Origin of the sequence: Pseudomonas sp. LRF_L74 (genome assembly GCF_965644255.1) — a bacterium.
Lineage (GTDB): Bacteria > Pseudomonadota > Gammaproteobacteria > Pseudomonadales > Pseudomonadaceae > Aquipseudomonas.
Map to the genome: position 1 here is coordinate 226,167 of NZ_CBFFRH010000007.1, position 18,961 is coordinate 245,127.

Genomic DNA, 18,961 nt, shown 5'->3' on the forward strand with positions numbered 1-18,961 from the left:
TCTGCTTCCTTTTGGAATTATTTTCAGAGCCGCTTCAACGCCCGGGAAACAGGCTCATGATGCCCGGCGCGTCTCGGCGTAATCCTGGCAGGCCTCCTTGAAGGCCTGGAACAACGCCAGCGATTGAGGGTTGTCGTTGAAGCGCCACTCGGGGTGCCATTGCACGCCGACAGCGAAACCCGGCGCATCGCGTACCGACACCGCTTCCACCAGGCCATCCGGCGCCACGGCCTCGACCCGCAACGGCGCGGCCAGGCGGTCGATGCCCTGGCTGTGCAACGAGTTGACCTGGAACTCGAGCGGCAAACCGAGTCCTTCGAATACCCCGCCGGCCTGCACCTTGACCGCATGCCGCGGTGCGTACTGCTCGGCCAGCGATTCGCTCTGCGGTTCGCGGTGATCGAGATAACCCGGCAGTTCCTGTACGCGCTGATGCAGCGTGCCGCCGAGGGTCACGTTGAGTTCCTGAAAGCCACGGCAGATGCAGAACACCGGCACGCCCCTGGCGATGGCCAGGCGCAGCAGCGGCAAGGTATTGGCATCACGCTCGGCGTCATGCTGGGTGCCTTCGAGGCTCGACGCACCCTGGTAATGGCGCGGCTCGATGTTGGACGGCGAGCCGGTGAACAGCAGGCCATCGAGGTTCGCCAGCAGTTGCCGCGGATCGCTCGGCACGCTGCGCGCCGGCAGCACCAGCGGCAGGCCGGCATGCGCCGCCGCCTCGACGTATTTGTCGCCGACGGTATGCGAGTCGTACTTGCCGAGCCGTTGCCGGCAGGCGGTAACGCCGATCAGGGGTAGACGGGACATGGTCATCCTCCGCAATCAAATACCCAGCCGGTCACGCAGCTGGTAGTAGGCCGCGCCCAGGGCGGTGAACGGTACGCGCAACAATTGCCCGCCCGGGAACGGGTAATGCGGCAGACCGGCGAATGCGTCGAAGCGCTCGGCCTGGCTGCGCAGGGCCTCGGCCAGCACCTTGCCGGCGAGGTGGGTGTAGGTCACGCCATGGCCGCTACAACCCTGGGAGTAGTAGATGTTGTCGCCGATGCGGCCGACCTGCGGCAAACGCGACAGGGTCAGCAGGAAGTTGCCGGTCCAGGTGAAGTCGATCTTCACGCCCTTCAGTTGCGGGAAGGTCTTGAGCATCTTCGGCCGGATGATCGCCTCGATATCCGCCGGGTCGCGCGCACCGTAGACCACGCCGCCGCCATAGATCAGGCGCTTGTCGGCGGTCAGGCGGAAGTAGTCGAGCAGGTAGTTGCAGTCCTCGACGCAGTAGTCCTGCGGCAACAGGCTGTGCGCCAGTTCGTCGGACAGCGGCTCGGTGGTGAGCACCTGGGTGCCGCACGGCATCGACTTGGCCGCCAGCTCAGGCACCAGGCCGCCGAGATAGGCATTGCCGGCGACCACCACGAACTTGGCGCGCACCTGTCCCTGCGCGGTATGCACCACCGGGCGCTCGCCACGCTCGATACGCGTCGCTGCGCTTTGTTCGTAGATCGCGCCGCCCAGGGACGCCACCGCCGCCGCCTCGCCCAGGGCCAGGTTGAGCGGGTGGATATGCCCGCCACTCATGTCGAGCATGCCGCCGACGTAGCGCTCGCTACCGACCACCTCGCGGATGCGGCGTTCGTCCAGCAACTCCAGCTGGGTATGGCCGTAGCGCTCCCAGAGTTTCTTCTGCGCTTCGAGATGGCCGAGCTGCTTGGGGGTGATGGCCGCGAATACGCCGCCGTCCTTCAGATCGCAGTCGATGCCATAGCGGGCCACCCGCTCGCGGATGATGCGCCCGCCCTCGAAGGCCATTTCGCCCAGCAGTTGCGCTTGCCGCGCGCCGACCTGGCGTTCGATGACATCGATGTCGCGGCTGTAGCTGTTGACGATCTGCCCGCCGTTGCGTCCCGAGGCGCCGAAACCGACCCGCGCGGCTTCCAGCAGCGTCACGCTGAAACCGTTCTCCAGCAGGAACAGTGCGGTGGACAAGCCGGTATAGCCGGCGCCGATGATGCAGACGTCGCTCTCCACCGCTTCGGCGAGGCGCGGATATTGCGTCTGCTGGTTGCGCGACGCGGCGTAGTAGCTGGCTACGTGATGACTCATAGGTGACTCCTTGACGAGCGGACCGGCCTCACAGCCTGATCCAGGTCGCTTTCAATTCCGTGTACTTGTCGAAAGCGTGCAGGGACTTGTCGCGGCCATTGCCGGACTGCTTGAAACCACCGAACGGCGCGGTCATGTCGCCACCGTCGTACTGGTTGACCCACACACTGCCCGCCCGCAGGGCACGCGCCACGCGGTGGGCGCGCGACAGGTCGCGGGTCCAGAGCGCGGCGGCCAGGCCGTATGGCGTGTCGTTGGCGATACGCACGGCTTCTTCTTCGCTGTCGAAATCGATCACCGACAGCACCGGCCCGAAAATCTCTTCCCTGGCGATACGCATGGCGTTATCCACGCCGTCGAAGATTGTCGGCTCGATGTAGCTGCCGCCGGTTTCCTGCAATGCTTGTCGGCCACCACAGAGCAAGGCCGCGCCCTCGTCGCGGCCGGCTTCGATGAAGCCGAGCACGGTGTCCAGGTGAGCGTTGTCGACCAGCGCGCCGACCCGGGTCTGCGGGTCCAGGGCATGGCCGGGTCGCCAGTGCCGCAGCGCCTCGACCAGCCGCGGCAGGAAGCGCGCCTTGATCGAACGCTCCACCAGCAGGCGTGAACCGGCGATACACACCTCGCCCTGGTTGAAGGCGATGGCACTGGCCGCCGCCTGCGCCGCCGCGTCGAGATCCGGCGCGTCGGCGAACACGATGTTCGGGCTCTTGCCGCCCGCCTCCAGCCACACGCGCTTCATGTTCGATTCGCCGGCATGGATCAACAACTGCTTGGCGATGCGCGTGGAGCCGGTGAATACCAGGGCGTCGACGTCCATGTGCAGCGCCAGGGCCTGGCCGACGGTATGGCCGAACCCCGGCAGCACGTTGAACACGCCGGCGGGAATGCCTGCCTCGAATGCCAGTTGGGCGATACGGATCGCGGTCAGCGGCGACTTCTCGGAAGGCTTGAGGATCACCGAGTTGCCAGTGGCCAGGGCCGGGCCAAGTTTCCAGCAGGCCATCATCAGCGGGAAGTTCCACGGCACGATGGCCGCCACCACGCCGACCGGCTCGCGGGTGACCAGGCCGAGCTGGTCGGGCGCGGTTGGCGCCACTTCGTCGTAGACCTTGTCGATGGCCTCGGCGCTCCAGCGGATGGCGTTGGCCGCCGCCGGCACGTCGATCCCCAGCGAGTCGCCAATCGGCTTGCCCATGTCCAGGGTTTCCAGCAGCGCCAGTTCCTCGGCATGGGCCAGCAGCAGGTCGGCGAAGGCGATCAGCACACGCTTGCGCTGCACCGGCGCCAGGCGCGACCAGTCGCCCCGCTCGAAGCTGGCCCGCGCGGCCCGCACCGCCAGCTCGGCGTCCTCGGCCATGCAACTGGCGACGCTCGCCAGATGACGGCCGTCCACCGGGCTGCCGTTGGCGAACGTGGCGCCGCCAACGGCATCGCGGTAGGCGCCATCGATGAAGGCACGCTGCTCGATGGCCAGGCTACGGGAACGTTGCTCCCACTGTTCACGCGTCATGTCCAGGCTCCATCAGACCGTATGCAGGTACCAGTTGTATTCGAGATCGGAGACGGTGCTTTCGAACTCCTCCAGCTCGGCCTCCTTGCAGGCCACGAAGATGTCGATGTAGTCAGGGCTGATGTACTGGTTCAGCACGGCGCTGTCGTCCAATTCGCGCAGGGCGTCACGCAGGTTGTTCGGCAGGCTTTGGTCGAGTTGCTCGTAGGAGTTGCCCTCGATCGGCTGGTTGGGCTCGAGTTCATTGGTCAGGCCGTGATGGATGCCGGCAAGGATCGACGCCATCATCAGGTACGGGTTGGCGTCGGCACCGGCCACCCGGTGCTCGATGCGGATCGCATCGCTGCTGCCGGTCGGGATGCGCACCGCCACGGTACGGTTGTCGAGGCCCCAGCTCGGCGCGTTCGGCACGTAGAACTGGGCGCCGAAGCGGCGGTAGGAGTTGACGTTCGGGCAGAGGAAGGCCATCGACGCCGGCATGGTTTCCAGCACCCCGGCCACGGCATGGCGCAGCGTCGCATGCTGCTCGGGCGTGTCGCTGGCGAAGATGTTCTGGCCGGTCTTCTTGTCGATCAGCGAGATGTGCACATGCAGGCCATTGCCGGCCTGGCCGGGATAGGGCTTGGCCATGAAGGTCGAGTCCATCTCGTGGTCGTAGGCGATGTTCTTGATCAGGCGCTTGAGCAACACGGCGTAGTCGCAGGCCTTGAGCGCATCCTCGACGTGGTGCAGGTTGACCTCGAACTGCGCCGGGGCGCTTTCCTTGACGATGGCGTCGGCGGGAATGCCTTGCTCCTTGGCGGCTTCGAGCATGTCCTGCAGGCAATCGACGTATTCGTCGAGGTCGTCGATCAGGTAGACCTGGGTCGAAATGGGTCGCTTGCCGGAAATCGGCGAGCGTGGCGGCTGTGGCCGGCCGTTCACGTTCTCCTGGTCGATCAGGTAGAACTCCAGCTCGAAAGCGGCACAGATGGTCAGGCCCAGCGCATCGAACTTCTGCACCACCTGGCGCAGCACTTCGCGCGGGTCGGCGAAGAACGGTTTGCCGTCGAGTTCGTGCATGCTCATCAGCAGTTGCGCGGTGGGGCGCTTCTGCCAGGGCTCGTTGCTCAGGGTATTGGGAATGGGGAAGCAGATGCGGTCGGCGTCGCCGATGTCCAGGCCGAGGCCGGTGCTTTCCACCGTGGAGCCATTGATGTCCAGCGCGAACAACGAGGCCGGCAGGTTGATGCCCTTTTCATAGACCTTGTGCAGGCTGGCCCGCTCGACGCGCTTGCCCCGGACGACGCCGTTCATGTCGGTGATCAACAGATCGACGAACTGGATTTCGGGGTGCTCCCTGAGGAAAGTGTTGGCCTCGTTGAGCTGGACGATGCGGGGGGATATCGAGTTCATGGATGTACATCCTTGACGCTGACGCGCTCCGGCAAAGAAGTGTCTTCGCGGCTCGGGCAGCGTATTTATTGGGCTTGTCGCTGCGGGCGAGGAAGGCCCCTGGCCCGATTGATTCTGAATAGCGCGCCGAGTATAAGTTGGCGTCCGTGCAGACCAACATCGGCAAACTGGCAAAGGAAGATTGCGTGAATGCAATATCAAGTCACCCATGGCGACCTCAACCTGGTGCTTGCACTGGTACGCGGCCGCACCCTGGCCAGGGCTGCCGAGCAACTGCACGTCGACGTGTCCACGGTGTTTCGCGCCATCCGCAAGCTCGAAGCCAACCTGGAAGTCGCCCTGTTCGAGAAGAACCGGCGCGGCTATACGCCGACGCAAAGCGCGAAAGCGATCGCCGAGCAAGCCGAACGGGCCGAACAGGCGCTGGAAACGGCACGCATCGCGCTTGCCCATGGAGAGAACGTCATCAGCGGCACGGTGCGCGTGACCTGCACCGACGCGGTGCTGCGCAGCCTGCTGGTTCCCGGCCTGGCCGAACTCATGCCGCGCTATCCGGCCATTTCCCTGGAAGTGGCGACATCCAATACCTTTGCCAGCCTGAGCAGGCGCGATGCAGACATTGCCATTCGCCTGTCCAATTCTCCGCCAGAACACCTGGTTGGCCGTCGCCTGGGCAGAAGCGCCTACTTCGTTTGCGGGCACGAGCACTATCGCAACGGCTACCAGCAAGCGGCCACCGATCTACCGTGGATAGCCCCTGATGACTCGCTGGCCGACCACGTCTCGGTAACATGGCGCAGCCAAGTCTACCCAGGCCTGGTGCCACGCTACCGCTGCAGCAGTATTTCCGCGGTCGGCAGCCTGGTCGGCAGCGGCCTCGGCGTGGCCGCCCTGCCCGACTTTCTGATCAGCAGCCTGGACCGGGTCGAACGCCTGGGCGGTCCGCTCGAGGGCTGCGGCACGGACATCTGGCTGCTGACCCGCCCAGACAACCTGTCGCTGCGCTCGGTCCAGATCCTGTTCGACGAAATGGCCAACCTGCTCCGGGCCAGGATAGAAAACAGCAATGCGGGATGAGGCGGGCCAGCCGACGAGCGGCGCCGGCCTCCAGTCCGGTCCCGCGATCCAGGGCACTTTCGGCGCGATTTAGCCAATGCCCGGCGGATCGCGGACAAGCCTGAAAACAGAGTCGAAAATTACAGCACCCAGAAACACGCCCCCTGGTTGAAATGCCGCCCTCCTGATCCACGCCTGGTGAGTTGGACAGGGATTTTCCATGCCACTACTCTGCTTTCCGATATCGTCGGCACGGACACGAGTCGCACGAGCATCGGAAACTCTACAAAGGACTGCTTGAGTATGCTGGGCATGTTTTCCGAAGGCGTCGCGCTGCTTCAAAAACAACCAGAAATCGCCCTTTTCTTCGTCCTGGCACTGGGCTACGCAATAGGTCAGATTCGTTTCGGGCCGATTCAGCTCGGTGGTATCTGCGGAACGCTGATCACTGCGCTGGCGGTGGGACAGCTCGATATTCATCTCGCCGACAGTGTGAAGAACATGTTCTTCATGCTCTTCATCTTCGCGCTCGGCTATGCCGGCGGGCCGCAGTTCTTTGCCAACCTCAATGCCAAGGGGTTGCGGATGGGCTTGCTATGCCTGGTCGAAGTGGCCGTGGTGTTGGCGCTGGTGCTGTCAGCAACCTGGTGGCTGCAACTGGATCAGGGCACAGCTGCCGGGCTGATGGCCGGTGCCGCGACGGAATCGGCCGTGGTGGGCACGGCCACCGATGCGCTGTCCAAACTGGCATTGCCGGCAGACACGATCCGCCAACTGCAGGCCAATGTGGTCACCGCCTACTCCATCACCTACGTATTCGGGCTGGTCGCCATCGTCGTGATCACCAGCCAGGTATTTCCACTTCTGTTGCGCGTCGACCTGCGGGCGCAAGCGGATGCGCTATGGCGAACGCTGGGCGGCGGCTCAGACGATACGGGCCACAGCGCCACGCCTGAAATGGTCGGGCGGATATACAACGTAGCCCAGGGGCATGGACGTACGGTCGGCACGCTGTCGGCCGTGTCGCAGGGCGGCGCGGTCATCGAGCGCGTCGTGCGCCATGACCAGGAGCTGTCCGTGGCCCCCTCGTTACGCCTGCAGACCGGTGATCGCGTGCTGGTCATCGGACACCGTGAGCGGCTTGCACGAGTGGCAGAGCTGCTGGGGCACGAACTTGCCGATACCGCCGGTTTCGAGGCGTTGGTCGAGAATACGGGGGTTGTACTGATCCGGCGCGAGCACATCGGGCAACCCCTGCTGGCCTTGTGCGACGCAATGCCTGACAAGGTACAGATCGTCGGCCTGTCACGTGGCGGACACACGCTGCCGCTGCTACCGGAGATGCCACTGCAGCGCGGCGACATCATCCACCTCTACGGGCCTGCCAGCACGATCGACGAAGCGGTGGCCGTGGTGGGCGAGCGGGTCTCGGTGTCTGTGCGCAGCAACATCAGCTACGCGTCACTGGGCATCCTGCTGGGCGTGTTCATCGGCGGTTTCAGTATCACGCTGGGCGAGGTGCCGTTTTCCCTGGGGACCGGGGGTGGCGCATTGCTGACCGGACTGGCCTTCGGCTGGTACCAGGCCAGGAACCCGCATCGCCTGAGTATCCCCGACGACGCCCTGAACCTGATGAAAGACCTGGGGCTGGCAACCTTTATCGCCTGCGTCGGCCTCGCCTCCGGGCCGCAGGCGATCGCCCTCATCAAGCAGTTCGGCGTAGCCCTGCCGCTGGTAGGGGTAGCGGTTGCCGTCGTCCCCGCGTGCCTGTCGCTCTTCATTGGCCATCGCCTGCTCAAGCTGGAGGCTCCGGTGCTGCTGGGGGCCATTGCCGGGCAACAGTGCAGTACGCCCGCGCTCAGTGCGGTACAGAACGCGGCCGGAAACTCCACCCCGTTGCTAGGCTACACAATCACCTATGCGATCTCGAATGTGGTCTTGCCGTTGATGGGCCCACTCATCGTGGCACTCGCCGGCATGCTGCCAGCACATTGACCCACCGCACTCACGTCAAGGAGTCGACTCATGGAATGGCTGCACGAACTGTTCAGAAAATCGCCGGAGATGGCGATCTTCCTCTCATTGGCCGTGGGCTACGCGATAGGCAAGATCAAATTCGGTAAATTCCAGCTCGGCGGTGTCGCAGGCTCATTGCTGGTGGCCGTGCTGGTAAGCCAGGTTGGCGTGGAAATCGACAGCGGCATCAAGGCCGTGTTGTTTGCTCTGTTCATCTTCGCCGTGGGCTTTGAAAGCGGGCCGCAGTTCTTCAGCTCGCTAGGGCGTCAATCGATCAAGGAAATAGTGCTGGCAGCGGTGATGGCGGTTACCGGCCTCGTCACGGTCGTCGTGATGGCAAAGCTCTTCGCCCTCGACAAGGGACTGGCTGCTGGCGTGGCGGCGGGCGGACTGACACAGTCGGCGATCATCGGAACGGCGGGCGACGCGATTGCCAAGTTGGGCCTGAGTGCCGAAGAAACCGCACGCCTGCAGGGCAACGTCGCGGTCGGCTATGCCGTGACCTATGTCTTTGGCTCCTTTGGTGCGATCCTGGTGTGCGTGAACCTCCTGCCCCGGCTCATGGGCCGCAGTCTCCGCGATGACGCGGTAGCGGCCGAAGCGGCCATGCTGGCCGGCGCGCAAGTGCTCGGGCCGGACCAACAGGAAGCCGCCCCCTCGCTCGTGGGTCGCATTTATGAACTCACCGATGATCCGCGGCGCAGCATCCGCGACATCGAGAATGCCAATCCAGCGACCACCATCACCATCGAGCGGGTCAAGCGTAACGGCAAACTGATCGAACCGAGCCCTGAACTGGTCCTGCTCCGTGGCGATATCGTGCTGGTCGTGGGCCGCCGCGAGGCAGTGGTGACGGATGCCCCGCTCCTGGGACGCGAGGTATTCGCGGTCGAGGGCATGGAACTCACCATGCTCAAGCGCGAGGTCGTGCTGACCAACAGGCGGTTCGACAAACAGACCGTCGCGCAGATCCGTGCCGACACCGCCAGCGGGGTGCGCCACGGTATCTTCGTGGTGCAGTTGAGCCGCATGGATGCAGTACTGCCGATGCAGCCGGATACCGTCGTTCACCTGGGTGACGTGGTATCGATCTATGGCGCCGAGCAGGACGTCAAGCGTGTCGCCACGATCATTGGCGACACCATCGTGCCGAGTGCCAAGACCGATTTCGTCTACCTGGGGGCGGGTATCGTAGTCGGCCTGCTGATTGGCCTGCTGAGTGTCAAGCTGGGGAGCATTCCGCTCACGCTGGGTTCTGGCGGCGGCGCACTGCTCTCCGGCTTGCTGTTCGGTTGGTACCGCGCCAGGAAGCAGACCTTGGGCGCACTGCCGCCCGGTGCCGTGCAGTTGCTCAAGGATCTGGGCCTGGCCGGCTTCGTCGTGGTGGTCGGCCTGCAGTCAGGCCTGCAGGCCGTGGAAACGGTGCGCCAGTTGGGCCTGACCATCTTTGGCGTGGGCGTGGTGGTGACCATCGTGCCGATGGTGCTGACCATGCTGTTCGGGCGCTATGTGCTGCGCTACTCCAACAGCGCCATCTTCGCCGGTGCGCTCAGCGGCTCGCGCAGCGCCAATCCGGCCTTCGGCGAGGTACTCGACAAAGCCGGCAACGCCATCCCAACCGTCCCCTTTGCCATTACCTACGCACTGGCCAACGTATTCCTGACCCTGCTGGGACCACTGATCGTGGCTCTCGTCTAGGCCGCTTCATTTCATTCAAGAAGGAGTATTTCCATGGATTTTGATGACCTGCAGAAACTCGCCGGCCTTAGCCCCTTCGAGCTGAAAGACTCATTGATCAAGATAGCCGGCAGCGGCAGCCAGCTGATCCTGAATGCCGGACGCGGCAACCCCAACTTTCTGGCCACCACGCCACGCCATGGCTTTTTCCAATTCGGGCTGTTCGCCATGACGGAAAGCGAACGCTCCTTCATCTACATGGATGGCGTAGGCGGGTTCCCACAGCGCGAAGGCATCGAGGCCCGTTTCGAGATATTCACCAGGGCCCATGAAGGCCAGCCTGGCATACGCTTCATCGAAGCCGCCGTATCCTACGTGCGCGATCAGCTCGGCCTGTCGGGAGGCGACTTCATCTACGAGATGTGCGAAGCCATCCTCGGCTGCAACTACCCCGTGCCAGACCGCATGCTGCGCCTTAGCGAAATCATCGTTGGCCAGTACATTCATCAGGAAATGATCGGCACGCACCCCTTCGTCGGCCGCTTCGACATGTACGCGGTCGAGGGAGGAACCGCGGCGATGACCTACCTGTTCAACAGCCTGCGCGAAAACCATCTGCTGGAGGTCGGCGACACCATTGCCCTGGGCATGCCGATCTTCACCCCCTACATCGAGATACCCAAGCTCAACGATTATCAGTTGGTGGAGCTGCTGATCGACGCGCCCCCCGAAAACGGCTGGCAGTTCACCAACGAGGAGTTGCAGAAACTGCTCGACCCGAAGGTCAAGGCCTTCTTCCTGTGCAATCCGAGCAACCCGCCCTCAGTGAAACTCAGCGACGACGTGCTGGAGGCCATCGCCGATATCGTCAGGCAACGGCCTGACCTGATCATCCTCACCGATGACGTGTACGGCACCTTCGCCGACAACTTCAAGTCGCTGTTCGCCATCTGCCCACGCAACACCATCCTGGTCTACTCGTTCTCCAAATACTTCGGAGCGACGGGCTGGCGCATGGGTGTGGTGGCCACGCATGAAGACAATATCCTCGACCGGCAGATCGCCGCATTGCCTGAAAGCACGCTCAGGGAACTCGACGAGCGCTACGGCTCGATCACCACCGAGCCTCGCCAATTGAAGTTCATCGACCGTCTCGTCGCGGACAGCCGCACCGTGGCGCTCAATCATACTGCCGGCCTGTCCACCCCGGTACAGGCGCAGATGGTGATGTTCTCGCTGTTCTGCCTGCTCGATGAGCCACAAGCCTACAAACAGTCGATGAAACGCATCGTCCTGCGCCGCAAGGAGGCGCTATACCGCGAGCTGGGCCTGCCGTTGCCGGTCGATCCCAATTCGGTGAGCTACTACCACCTGCTCGACCTGCAGGACATCGCCACGCAAATGCACGGCGCACGCTTCGGCGAGTGGATACTGACGCGCCTGCAACCCAACGAGGCATTGTTCCGAATCGCCCAGGAAACCGGCATCGTCCTGCTTCCGGGGCGCGGTTTCGGGGGTACGCATGCGTCAGGGCGGGTGTCATTGGCCAACCTCAATGAGTACGACTATGCCAATATCGGTCGTTCATTGCGGCGCATCGCCCTGGAGTTCCATGAGGTTTTCGAGGCAGAAAACGCAGGCGCTTAGCTTAGAGGTGCCGGGAGAGGCCAGACTTGCGGTGCCTGAACCGCCCTGGCTGCCCCGGAGGCTCCAGCCTTCAGAGGATGGAGCCCCCGGAAGTCCGAAAACAAATGGTTCGTTTGGGGCTGGAACACTGGATCGCGTCCCAGTGGCAATGGCGTATCCACTGTAACGCCGTTCTGACCTCTTCATTCCCACGCTAGATCCAGCCAACGTTAGCCACTCATACCTGAATGGCCTGGCGGATCGAGCGCGCGGCATCGCGGATATCGGCACGCAACGCCTCGGCGGCCTCCTCCGGATTGCCCTTGGCGATCCCGGCAATGACATGGTCGTGGTGCTCATGGCCGGTCTTGGAAAGGACGTTGCTGCGTACCGTGTTCATCAGCGGGCCATAGCGCATCCACAGCAACTCGATCATGTCGATCAGGTCTTCGTTGGCGCAGTTACGGTAAATCGTGAAGTGGAACCGTTGGTTCAGGCGCAGATAACCCTTGCGGTCCTCGGCGATCACCATGGCATCCAGTTCAAGGTTTATCGCCTCCAGCTCCTTCGCGAGCGCCTCACCGCCCGTTGCCGCAGCGAGGTGAGTGGCTTCACCTTCAAGTAGCAAACGGAGGGGTAGAAGACTATCCAAGCGCGAGGTAGTCGCTTCCGGCACCCGCAGAGAGCGGCGCGGCAAAGCCTCCAGAGCCCGTGCGGCAACCAGCCTGTTCATGGCCTCTCGAATCGGCATCTGGCTGGTGCCGAAGGCCTCTGCGAGCAAGGGCAACGTGAGCCGCTGGCCAGGCTCGAACTCGCCAATCATGAACGACTGCTTGAGCTCTCCATAGATGTACTCAAGGTCGGATATCGGTCTGCGGACCTGAAATTCCGGCAGTTCCTGCTTGTTTCCCGCCACGTTGGTTTTCCCGAATCAGTGCTGAACGAAGGTCTCCCAGGCGTACCGCCAGCGCGTATTTCCAAGCGAGAAACCTGGCGCCAAGGGTATCACCGGCCTTTTGAAATTACATCTTGATCAGATATCAGATCAGGCGTATGTTTTTTCAAAATACGATATCTGATCAGATATCAGTTTATTGGAGGTCGTGACGTGGCTACTGAAACGAAGGGTTTGGCAAACGAGGTGAAAACCGTCGCAGTGATCGGCGCCGGCCTGATTGGCTGCAGCTGGGCCTCTCTGTTCGCCGCCTCGGGGAGGCGGGTGCATGTCTATGACAGCCGCCCGGATGCGGCGAAGGTGATGGAGGATTTCTGGGTATCGGTAAAACCGACGCTGATCGAGCTAGGCCTCGCCAACGCGGAAACGACGCCAGACCTGGAAGTATTCAATACGCTGGCCGATGCGGTGACCGGCGCGGACTTCATCCAGGAATGCATTCCAGAACGCCTGGACATGAAGCGGGAACTGTACAGCGCGATGGAGCCTGTACTTGCGCCACACGCGATCATCGCCACCAGCTCTTCCGGCCTGAAGCTGTCGGACCTTCAAGAAGGTTTGAAAGATCCGGGCCGCATCATCATCGCTCACCCGTTCAACCCGCCTCATCTGATTCCATTGGTCGAGCTGTATGGCAACGAGCTCACCGCCGCCGGCGTGCTGGAAACCTCAGGCGCGTTCTACGAGAGCTGCGGCAAGGTGGTGATCACCCTCAAGCGCGAAGTGCTGGCGCATGTCGCCAACCGCCTGCAAGCCGCGCTATGGCGCGAGGCCATCCACCTGGTGACCGAGGGGGTCGCCAGCCTCAAGGACATCAATACCGCCGTCAGTGCCGGCCCAGGCCTGCGCTGGGCCGTGATGGGCCCGCACATGCTGCTCAACCTGGGCGGCGGCGAAGGCGGCTTGCGTGCCTATTGCGAGCAGTTCCATGACAGCTACCACACCTGGTGGGACGACCTCGGCAAGCCGCAACTGACGCCGCAGACCATCGACGCACTGGTCGACGGCCTGCGTGAGGAAATTGGCGAGCGCGATTATGCGTCGCTGCGCCAGGAGCGTGACGACAAGCTCGTGGCGATCCTGGCTGCCATGAAGCAAGTGGATGCGGCAAGAACTTGAGAACAACAGCAAAAACACCTGATGAACCCGGAGTGCTTATGAAACGTAAAGTAGTGCTGACCTGCGCGGTCACTGGCGATGGCCCCTTGCATCCGAAATACCCCGACTACCCCATCACCCCGGAGCAGATCGCCAATGCCTGCCTGGAAGCCGCGCGGGCAGGCGCTTCCGCCGTTCATATCCACGGCCGCGATCCACACACCGGCCTGGGTAATCGCTCGCCGGAAATCTTCCGCGAGATCGTCGAGCGGGTTCGCGCCGAGAACAGCGAGATCGTGATCAACCTCACCACCGGCATGGGCGGCACCTTCGTCCCGCATCCCGACAACGAGGCCCTGGCTCACCCGACCACTGACGTCGCCAGCGCCGAGGATCGCGTGCGCCATGTGCTGGAGAATCGTCCGGAAATCTGCACTCTCGACGCCACCACCATGAACCTGGAGGGCGGCATCGCCGGGGCACCGGACTGCGTGTTCATGAACACCCCGGGCAAGCTGCGTGACATGGCCGCCCTGATCCGCGAAGCGGGCGTGAAGGTGGAAATCGAGGCCTTCAATCCAGGCGACATCCTGCTGGCGCGCAAGATGATCGAAGATGGCCAGATCGACGCACCGCCGCTGTTCCAACTCTGCCTCGGGGTGAAATGGTCGGCACCCGCCGATGTGAAATCGCTGGTCTACATGAAGGACTTGCTGCCGGCCGATGCGCTGTGGAGCGCATTCGGCGTATCGCGCAACCAGATGCCGATGGTGGCCCTGTCGACGATGATGGGCGGTCACTGCCGGGTCGGCCTGGAAGACAACATCTATCTGGAGCGCGGCGTCTTCGCCACCAACGGCCAGTTGGTCGAACGTGCCGCGCGTATCATTCGCGACCTCGGTTGTGAAGTCGCCACGCCGGACGAAGCGCGGGAAATCTTCGGTCTCGGTGGCGCCGCATCCCTGCCCCTGGCGAAAAGGGCCTGAGCCATGAGCGAGCAAACGCTCAGCCTCGGCTCGTTCGTCGTCCATCAGTGGCACTGTGATCACTTCGGGCACATGAACGTTCGCCATTATGCCGGCATGTTCGATGACGCAACGTTCCTGTTCTGGGGGCAACTGGGTTTCACCGCGCCCGCTTCTGGAGAAACGGGAGTCGTGCCGGTAACGGCCGAGGTGAAAACCAGTTTTCTCTCAGAAGCGGTCGTCGGCTCGATCGTGACGATCCAGGCACTCATCATTCGCGTCGGTTCCAAGTCCGTGGCGCTGCGCTTTGAAATGCACGAAGCACGAACCCGCGACCTTCTGGCGACGTGCGAAGCGATCGAGGTGTTCTTCGATACCCGATCCCGCACGAGTCACACGATCCCGCAAGCGATCCGAGATCGCCTCGAGAACACCTAAGCAAGCCCCTGTAAAAACCTACAAGAACGATAAGAAAACACCCAACCGGAACCTGACGAGGAACAGGTCAAAGCCTCACCCCAGTTGATTTCGTCCTCTGGACAACTGCTCCCCGAACACGCGGGCGCACAGCCCGCACAATCAAAACAAAGCGAGGGCATAGACATGATGAGAAAACGCACAGTATTGGCCGCATGCTTGCTGGCGATCGGCGCGAGTGCCGCGACGGCGGCGCAGACCATAAGCTTCGTCAGCTTCGGAGGGATGACCCAGGACGCGCAGAATACGGCGTGGGCGGTTCCCTTCAGCGAACAAAGCGGTGTCAGGGTGGTGATGGACGGCCCTACCGACTACGGCAAGTTCAAGGCCATGGTCGACAGCGGCAATGTGACCTGGGACGTGGTCGACGTGGAAGCCGACTTCGCGATCCGCGCGGCAGCCGAAGGCCTGCTCGAACCCCTGGACTTCAACGTCATCCCGAAAGACAAGATCGTACCCGGCTTCGTCACGGATCATGGTATCGGTTCGTTCTTCTACTCCTTCGTCCTCGGCTACAACGACAGTCGCTTCTCCGGCTCGGCTGCGCCGCAGGATTGGAATGCGCTGTTCGATACGGCCAAATATCCGGGCAAGCGCGCCCTCTATCGCTGGCCCAGCCCCGGCGTGCTGGAAACCGCACTGCTCGCCGATGGCGTGCCGGCCGACAAGCTCTACCCGCTGGATCTGGATCGCGCCTTCAAGAAACTCGACACGATCAAGAAGGACATCGTCTGGTGGAGTGGCGGTGCCCAGTCGCAGCAACTGCTCGCCTCTGGCGAAGCGACCCTCGGGCAGTTCTGGAGCGGCCGGGTCTACGCCCTGCAGAAAGATGGTGCCCCCGTGGCGATGAACTGGAAGCAGAACCTGGTCATCGGCGATTTCCTGGTCGTGCCCAAGGGCACCAAGAACAAGGAAGCGGCGATGAAATTCCTCGCCACCGCCACCAGCGCCAAGGCCCAGGCCGACTTTTCCGACCTGACCGCCTACGCCCCCGTCAACACCGACAGCCTGCCGCTGCTGAACAAGGAACAGGCACCCGACCTGCCGACTGCCCATGCGCAGACGGACGGCCAGATCACCCTCAACTTCGCCTACTGGGCCGAGCACGGACCGGCAATCGCGACGCGGTGGAATGAATGGCTGGTGAAATGAAGATGGCAGCGTCGACGAATGTCGGCGCGAGCCGTTCCGCTGTGGCGGGCCAATCGATGCTCGCCCGACTGCGCAAGTGGTCGGGTGCGGGCAGCCTGACACCGGCCGTGCTGTTCCTCGGGGTGTTCTTTTTCATCCCGCTGATCGGCCTGCTGCTGCGCGGCGTACTCGAGCCCACGCCCGGGCTCGGCAACTACGCGGAGCTGTTCGCCAACTCCGCGTACTCCCGCGTGCTGATCAACACCTTTTGCGTCGCCGGGCTGGTCACGCTGTTCAGCCTGCTGCTCGGTTTCCCGCTGGCCTGGGCGATCACCCTGGCACCGCGCGGGTGGGGTCGCTGGCTGCTGAACATCGTGCTGCTGTCGATGTGGACCAGCCTGCTGGCACGGACCTACTCGTGGCTGGTGCTGTTGCAGTCCTCGGGGGTGATCAACAAATGGCTGATGGCGCTGGGGGTCATCGAGCAGCCGCTGGAAATGGTGCACAACCTTACCGGCGTGGTGATCGGCATGACCTACATCATGATCCCGTTCATCGTCCTGCCATTGCAGGCCACCTTGCAGACCATCGACCCGATGGTGCTGCAGGCCGGCTCCATATGCGGCGCCAGCCCGTGGAACAACTTCCACCGGGTGTTGCTACCGCTGTGCCGGCCTGGCCTGTTCTCCGGTGCGCTGATGGTGTTCGTCATGTCGCTGGGTTACTACGTGACCCCGGCCCTGCTCGGCGGCGCGCAGAACATGATGCTGCCCGAGTTCATCGTCCAGCAGGTGCAGACCTTCCTCAACTGGGGGCTGGCGAGTGCGGCGGCGGCGCTACTGGTCTTGATCACCCTCACGCTGTTCTACATCTACCTCAAGCTGCAGCCGGAATCCCCGGTCAGCTCGAATCATGAGAGGTGAGCCATGCTGCTGACTCCCAACGCCATGGGCTGGCGCCTGCGCACGGGTCTGTTCCTGAGTACGGCGATGATCGCGGCATTCCTGCTGCTGCCCATCGTGTTCATCGTGCTGCTGTCGTTCGGCTCATCGCAATGGCTGGTGTTCCCGCCTCCTGGCTGGAGCACCAAGTGGTACCTGCAATTCTTCTCCAACGCCAGCTGGATGGATGCCGCCTGGTCCAGCCTCAAGGTCGCGCTGCTGACCACCCTGTGCGCCGTGAGCCTGGGCTTGCCAAGCGCGTTCGCCCTGGTCCGTGGGCGCTTTCCGGGGCGCGAGCTTCTCTACGCCCTGTTCACTCTGCCGATGATCGTGCCGCTGGTGATCGTCGCTGTGGCGGTCTATGCGCTGTTCCTCAAACTGGGCGTGACGGGCACGCTGTTCGCCTTCGTGGTCAGCCATGTGATCGTCGCCCTGCCCTTCACCATCATCTCGATCATCAACGCGCTGAAGCTGTTCGACCGCTCCATCGAGGATGCCGCGGTGATCTGCGGCGCCTCGCGCTGGCAGGCCATCGTCAAGGTGACCTTCCCGGCGATCCGTCCCGGCCTGGTCTCGGGCGCGCTGTTCGCCTTCCTGGTGTCGTGGGATGAAGTGGTGCTGAGCGTGATGATGGGCAGCCCGACCCTGCAGACGCTGCCGGTGAAGATGTGGACCACATTGCGCCAGGACCTGACCCCGGTCATCGCCGTGGCCTCGACGCTACTGATCGGCCTGTCTCTGCTGGTCATGCTGGTGGCCGCCTGCCTGCGCCGCCGTACTGAAGACTCTCTTCGCTAGGAGCCCGCCATGAGTGCAGTCCTGAACGAAACCGCACAACGACCTCTGCTCAGCGTGCGTCAACTGAACAAGCACTACGGCAGCTTCGTCGCCGTGGATAACCTGTCGCTGGAGATTCCCGAAGGCGAGTTCCTCACGTTTCTGGGCTCCAGTGGCTCGGGGAAAAGCACCACGCTGTCGATGCTCGCCGGATTCGAAACCCCGTCCTCGGGGGAAATCCTCCTGGCGGGGCGCTCGCTGGTCAATGTACCGCCACACAAGCGTGACATCGGCATGGTGTTCCAGCGTTATTCGCTGTTCCCGCACCTTTCGGTGCGCGACAACATCGGCTTCCCGCTGACAATCCGCAAGGTTCCCGCTGCCGAGCGCAAGCGCAAGGTGGACGCCATGCTCAAGCTGGTGCAACTGGAGGAATTCGCCCATCGGCGCCCCGCGCAGTTGTCAGGCGGCCAGCAACAGCGGGTGGCCATCGCCCGGGCGCTGGTCTATGAGCCACGCATGCTGCTGATGGATGAACCGCTTGGCGCGCTGGACAAGAAGCTGCGCGAAGAACTGCAGGACGAGTTGCGCCACCTGCATCGGCGCCTGGGCCTGAACATCGTCTATGTGACCCATGACCAGGAAGAAGCCATGCGCCTGTCCCAGCGCATCGCGATCTTCAGCCACGGCAAGATCGTCGGCCTGGGCACCGGCTACGCGCTTTACCAGAATCCACCGACCGCCTTTGTCGCGTCCTTTCTGGGCAACTCGAATTTCCTGCCGGTCACGGCTCAGGGCAATGCTGCCGGGACCTTCGAAGGCAACGGCCTTGGCATGCGCCCGACGCCCGGCATCAGCCAGGGCCAGGGTCTTTTGCTCATGCTGCGCCCGGAAAAGGCACTGGCGCTCTCGCCATCCGAAGCACGAAGCACTCCGCTGCCTGCGGGTTGGAACGAGCTTTCCGCCAAGGTCACCGAGTTGCTCTTTCTTGGCGAAAGCCAGACGTGCAGTGTGGTCACCGCCGGCGGCACCGCGCTGACGGTCAAGGCCCTGTCGAGTGCGGCGCTGGCCTTGCGACCTGGCGATGAAGTGAAAGTGCGCTGGGCAATTGCCGAAGCGTGCATTTATGACAGTTGGAGTGCGGATGATCTGAAAAAAGCCAACAGCGTTAGCTGACCCCCTGCGCCTGCACATAATGCCGGCAGGAGCAGCTCGCGGTCCTCCCGTGAGT

The 18,961-nt window shown here is 63.0% G+C and carries 16 protein-coding genes; 11 read left to right on the forward strand and 5 right to left on the reverse strand.

What is annotated here, in order from left to right:
- Positions 1-54: 54 nt before the first annotated feature.
- From ACSZPK_RS19050 to ACSZPK_RS19065, 4 genes are read right to left on the reverse strand one after another with little or no spacing between them, the layout of a single operon-like run.
- On the reverse strand, positions 55-810 hold the full coding sequence (locus ACSZPK_RS19050) for a gamma-glutamyl-gamma-aminobutyrate hydrolase family protein (RefSeq protein WP_437883096.1): 756 nt from the start codon (positions 808-810) through the stop codon (positions 55-57).
- A gap of 15 nt (positions 811-825) precedes the next feature.
- Positions 826-2,103: an NAD(P)/FAD-dependent oxidoreductase gene (locus ACSZPK_RS19055; RefSeq protein ID WP_437883097.1), complete on the reverse strand. Its 1,278-nt coding sequence runs from the start codon at positions 2,101-2,103 to the stop codon at positions 826-828.
- A gap of 28 nt (positions 2,104-2,131) precedes the next feature.
- Positions 2,132-3,616 (reverse strand): aldehyde dehydrogenase, encoded by a 1,485-nt coding sequence (locus ACSZPK_RS19060; RefSeq protein WP_437883098.1) that lies wholly within the window; start codon positions 3,614-3,616, stop codon positions 2,132-2,134.
- 12 nt (positions 3,617-3,628) lie between these two features.
- Complete coding sequence (locus ACSZPK_RS19065; protein ID WP_437883099.1) at positions 3,629-5,011, reverse strand: glutamine synthetase family protein; 1,383 nt, start codon at positions 5,009-5,011, stop codon at positions 3,629-3,631.
- Positions 5,012-5,200: 189 nt separating this feature from the next.
- On the opposite strand from ACSZPK_RS19065, the gene ACSZPK_RS19070 reads away from it, so the two are divergent.
- The 4 genes from ACSZPK_RS19070 (at position 5,201) to ACSZPK_RS19085 (ending at position 11,407) form a co-directional block, all read left to right on the forward strand.
- Complete coding sequence (locus ACSZPK_RS19070; RefSeq protein ID WP_437883100.1) at positions 5,201-6,088, forward strand: LysR family transcriptional regulator; 888 nt, start codon at positions 5,201-5,203, stop codon at positions 6,086-6,088.
- A gap of 282 nt (positions 6,089-6,370) precedes the next feature.
- Positions 6,371-8,062: an aspartate-alanine antiporter gene (gene aspT / locus ACSZPK_RS19075; protein WP_437883101.1), complete on the forward strand. Its 1,692-nt coding sequence runs from the start codon at positions 6,371-6,373 to the stop codon at positions 8,060-8,062.
- A gap of 30 nt (positions 8,063-8,092) precedes the next feature.
- Positions 8,093-9,781: an aspartate-alanine antiporter gene (aspT, locus tag ACSZPK_RS19080; RefSeq protein ID WP_437883102.1), complete on the forward strand. Its 1,689-nt coding sequence runs from the start codon at positions 8,093-8,095 to the stop codon at positions 9,779-9,781.
- 33 nt (positions 9,782-9,814) lie between these two features.
- Complete coding sequence (locus tag ACSZPK_RS19085) at positions 9,815-11,407, forward strand: bifunctional aspartate transaminase/aspartate 4-decarboxylase (RefSeq protein WP_437883103.1); 1,593 nt, start codon at positions 9,815-9,817, stop codon at positions 11,405-11,407.
- 217 nt (positions 11,408-11,624) lie between these two features.
- On the opposite strand, the gene ACSZPK_RS19090 is transcribed toward ACSZPK_RS19085, so the two are convergent.
- Complete coding sequence (locus ACSZPK_RS19090; protein ID WP_437883104.1) at positions 11,625-12,302, reverse strand: GntR family transcriptional regulator; 678 nt, start codon at positions 12,300-12,302, stop codon at positions 11,625-11,627.
- 192 nt (positions 12,303-12,494) lie between these two features.
- On the opposite strand from ACSZPK_RS19090, the gene ACSZPK_RS19095 reads away from it, so the two are divergent.
- The 7 genes from ACSZPK_RS19095 (at position 12,495) to ACSZPK_RS19125 (ending at position 18,906) form a co-directional block, all read left to right on the forward strand.
- Positions 12,495-13,460 (forward strand): 3-hydroxyacyl-CoA dehydrogenase NAD-binding domain-containing protein, encoded by a 966-nt coding sequence (locus ACSZPK_RS19095; RefSeq protein ID WP_437883105.1) that lies wholly within the window; start codon positions 12,495-12,497, stop codon positions 13,458-13,460.
- Between the two features lie 38 nt (positions 13,461-13,498).
- Positions 13,499-14,425: a 3-keto-5-aminohexanoate cleavage protein gene (locus ACSZPK_RS19100; protein WP_437883106.1), complete on the forward strand. Its 927-nt coding sequence runs from the start codon at positions 13,499-13,501 to the stop codon at positions 14,423-14,425.
- A 3-nt stretch (positions 14,426-14,428) separates the two neighbouring features.
- On the forward strand, positions 14,429-14,842 hold the full coding sequence (locus tag ACSZPK_RS19105; RefSeq protein ID WP_437883107.1) for an acyl-CoA thioesterase: 414 nt from the start codon (positions 14,429-14,431) through the stop codon (positions 14,840-14,842).
- A gap of 165 nt (positions 14,843-15,007) precedes the next feature.
- Positions 15,008-16,033 (forward strand): ABC transporter substrate-binding protein, encoded by a 1,026-nt coding sequence (locus ACSZPK_RS19110; RefSeq protein ID WP_437883108.1) that lies wholly within the window; start codon positions 15,008-15,010, stop codon positions 16,031-16,033.
- A complete protein-coding gene (locus tag ACSZPK_RS19115; RefSeq protein WP_437883109.1) occupies positions 16,018-16,935 on the forward strand; it encodes an ABC transporter permease in 918 nt (305 codons plus the stop codon). The genes ACSZPK_RS19110 and ACSZPK_RS19115 overlap by 16 nt, the downstream gene beginning before the upstream one ends.
- Positions 16,936-16,938: 3 nt before the next feature.
- Complete coding sequence (locus ACSZPK_RS19120) at positions 16,939-17,751, forward strand: ABC transporter permease (RefSeq protein WP_437883110.1); 813 nt, start codon at positions 16,939-16,941, stop codon at positions 17,749-17,751.
- Between the two features lie 9 nt (positions 17,752-17,760).
- A complete protein-coding gene (locus ACSZPK_RS19125) occupies positions 17,761-18,906 on the forward strand; it encodes an ABC transporter ATP-binding protein (RefSeq protein WP_437883111.1) in 1,146 nt (381 codons plus the stop codon).
- The last annotated feature ends 55 nt before the right edge of the window (positions 18,907-18,961 follow it).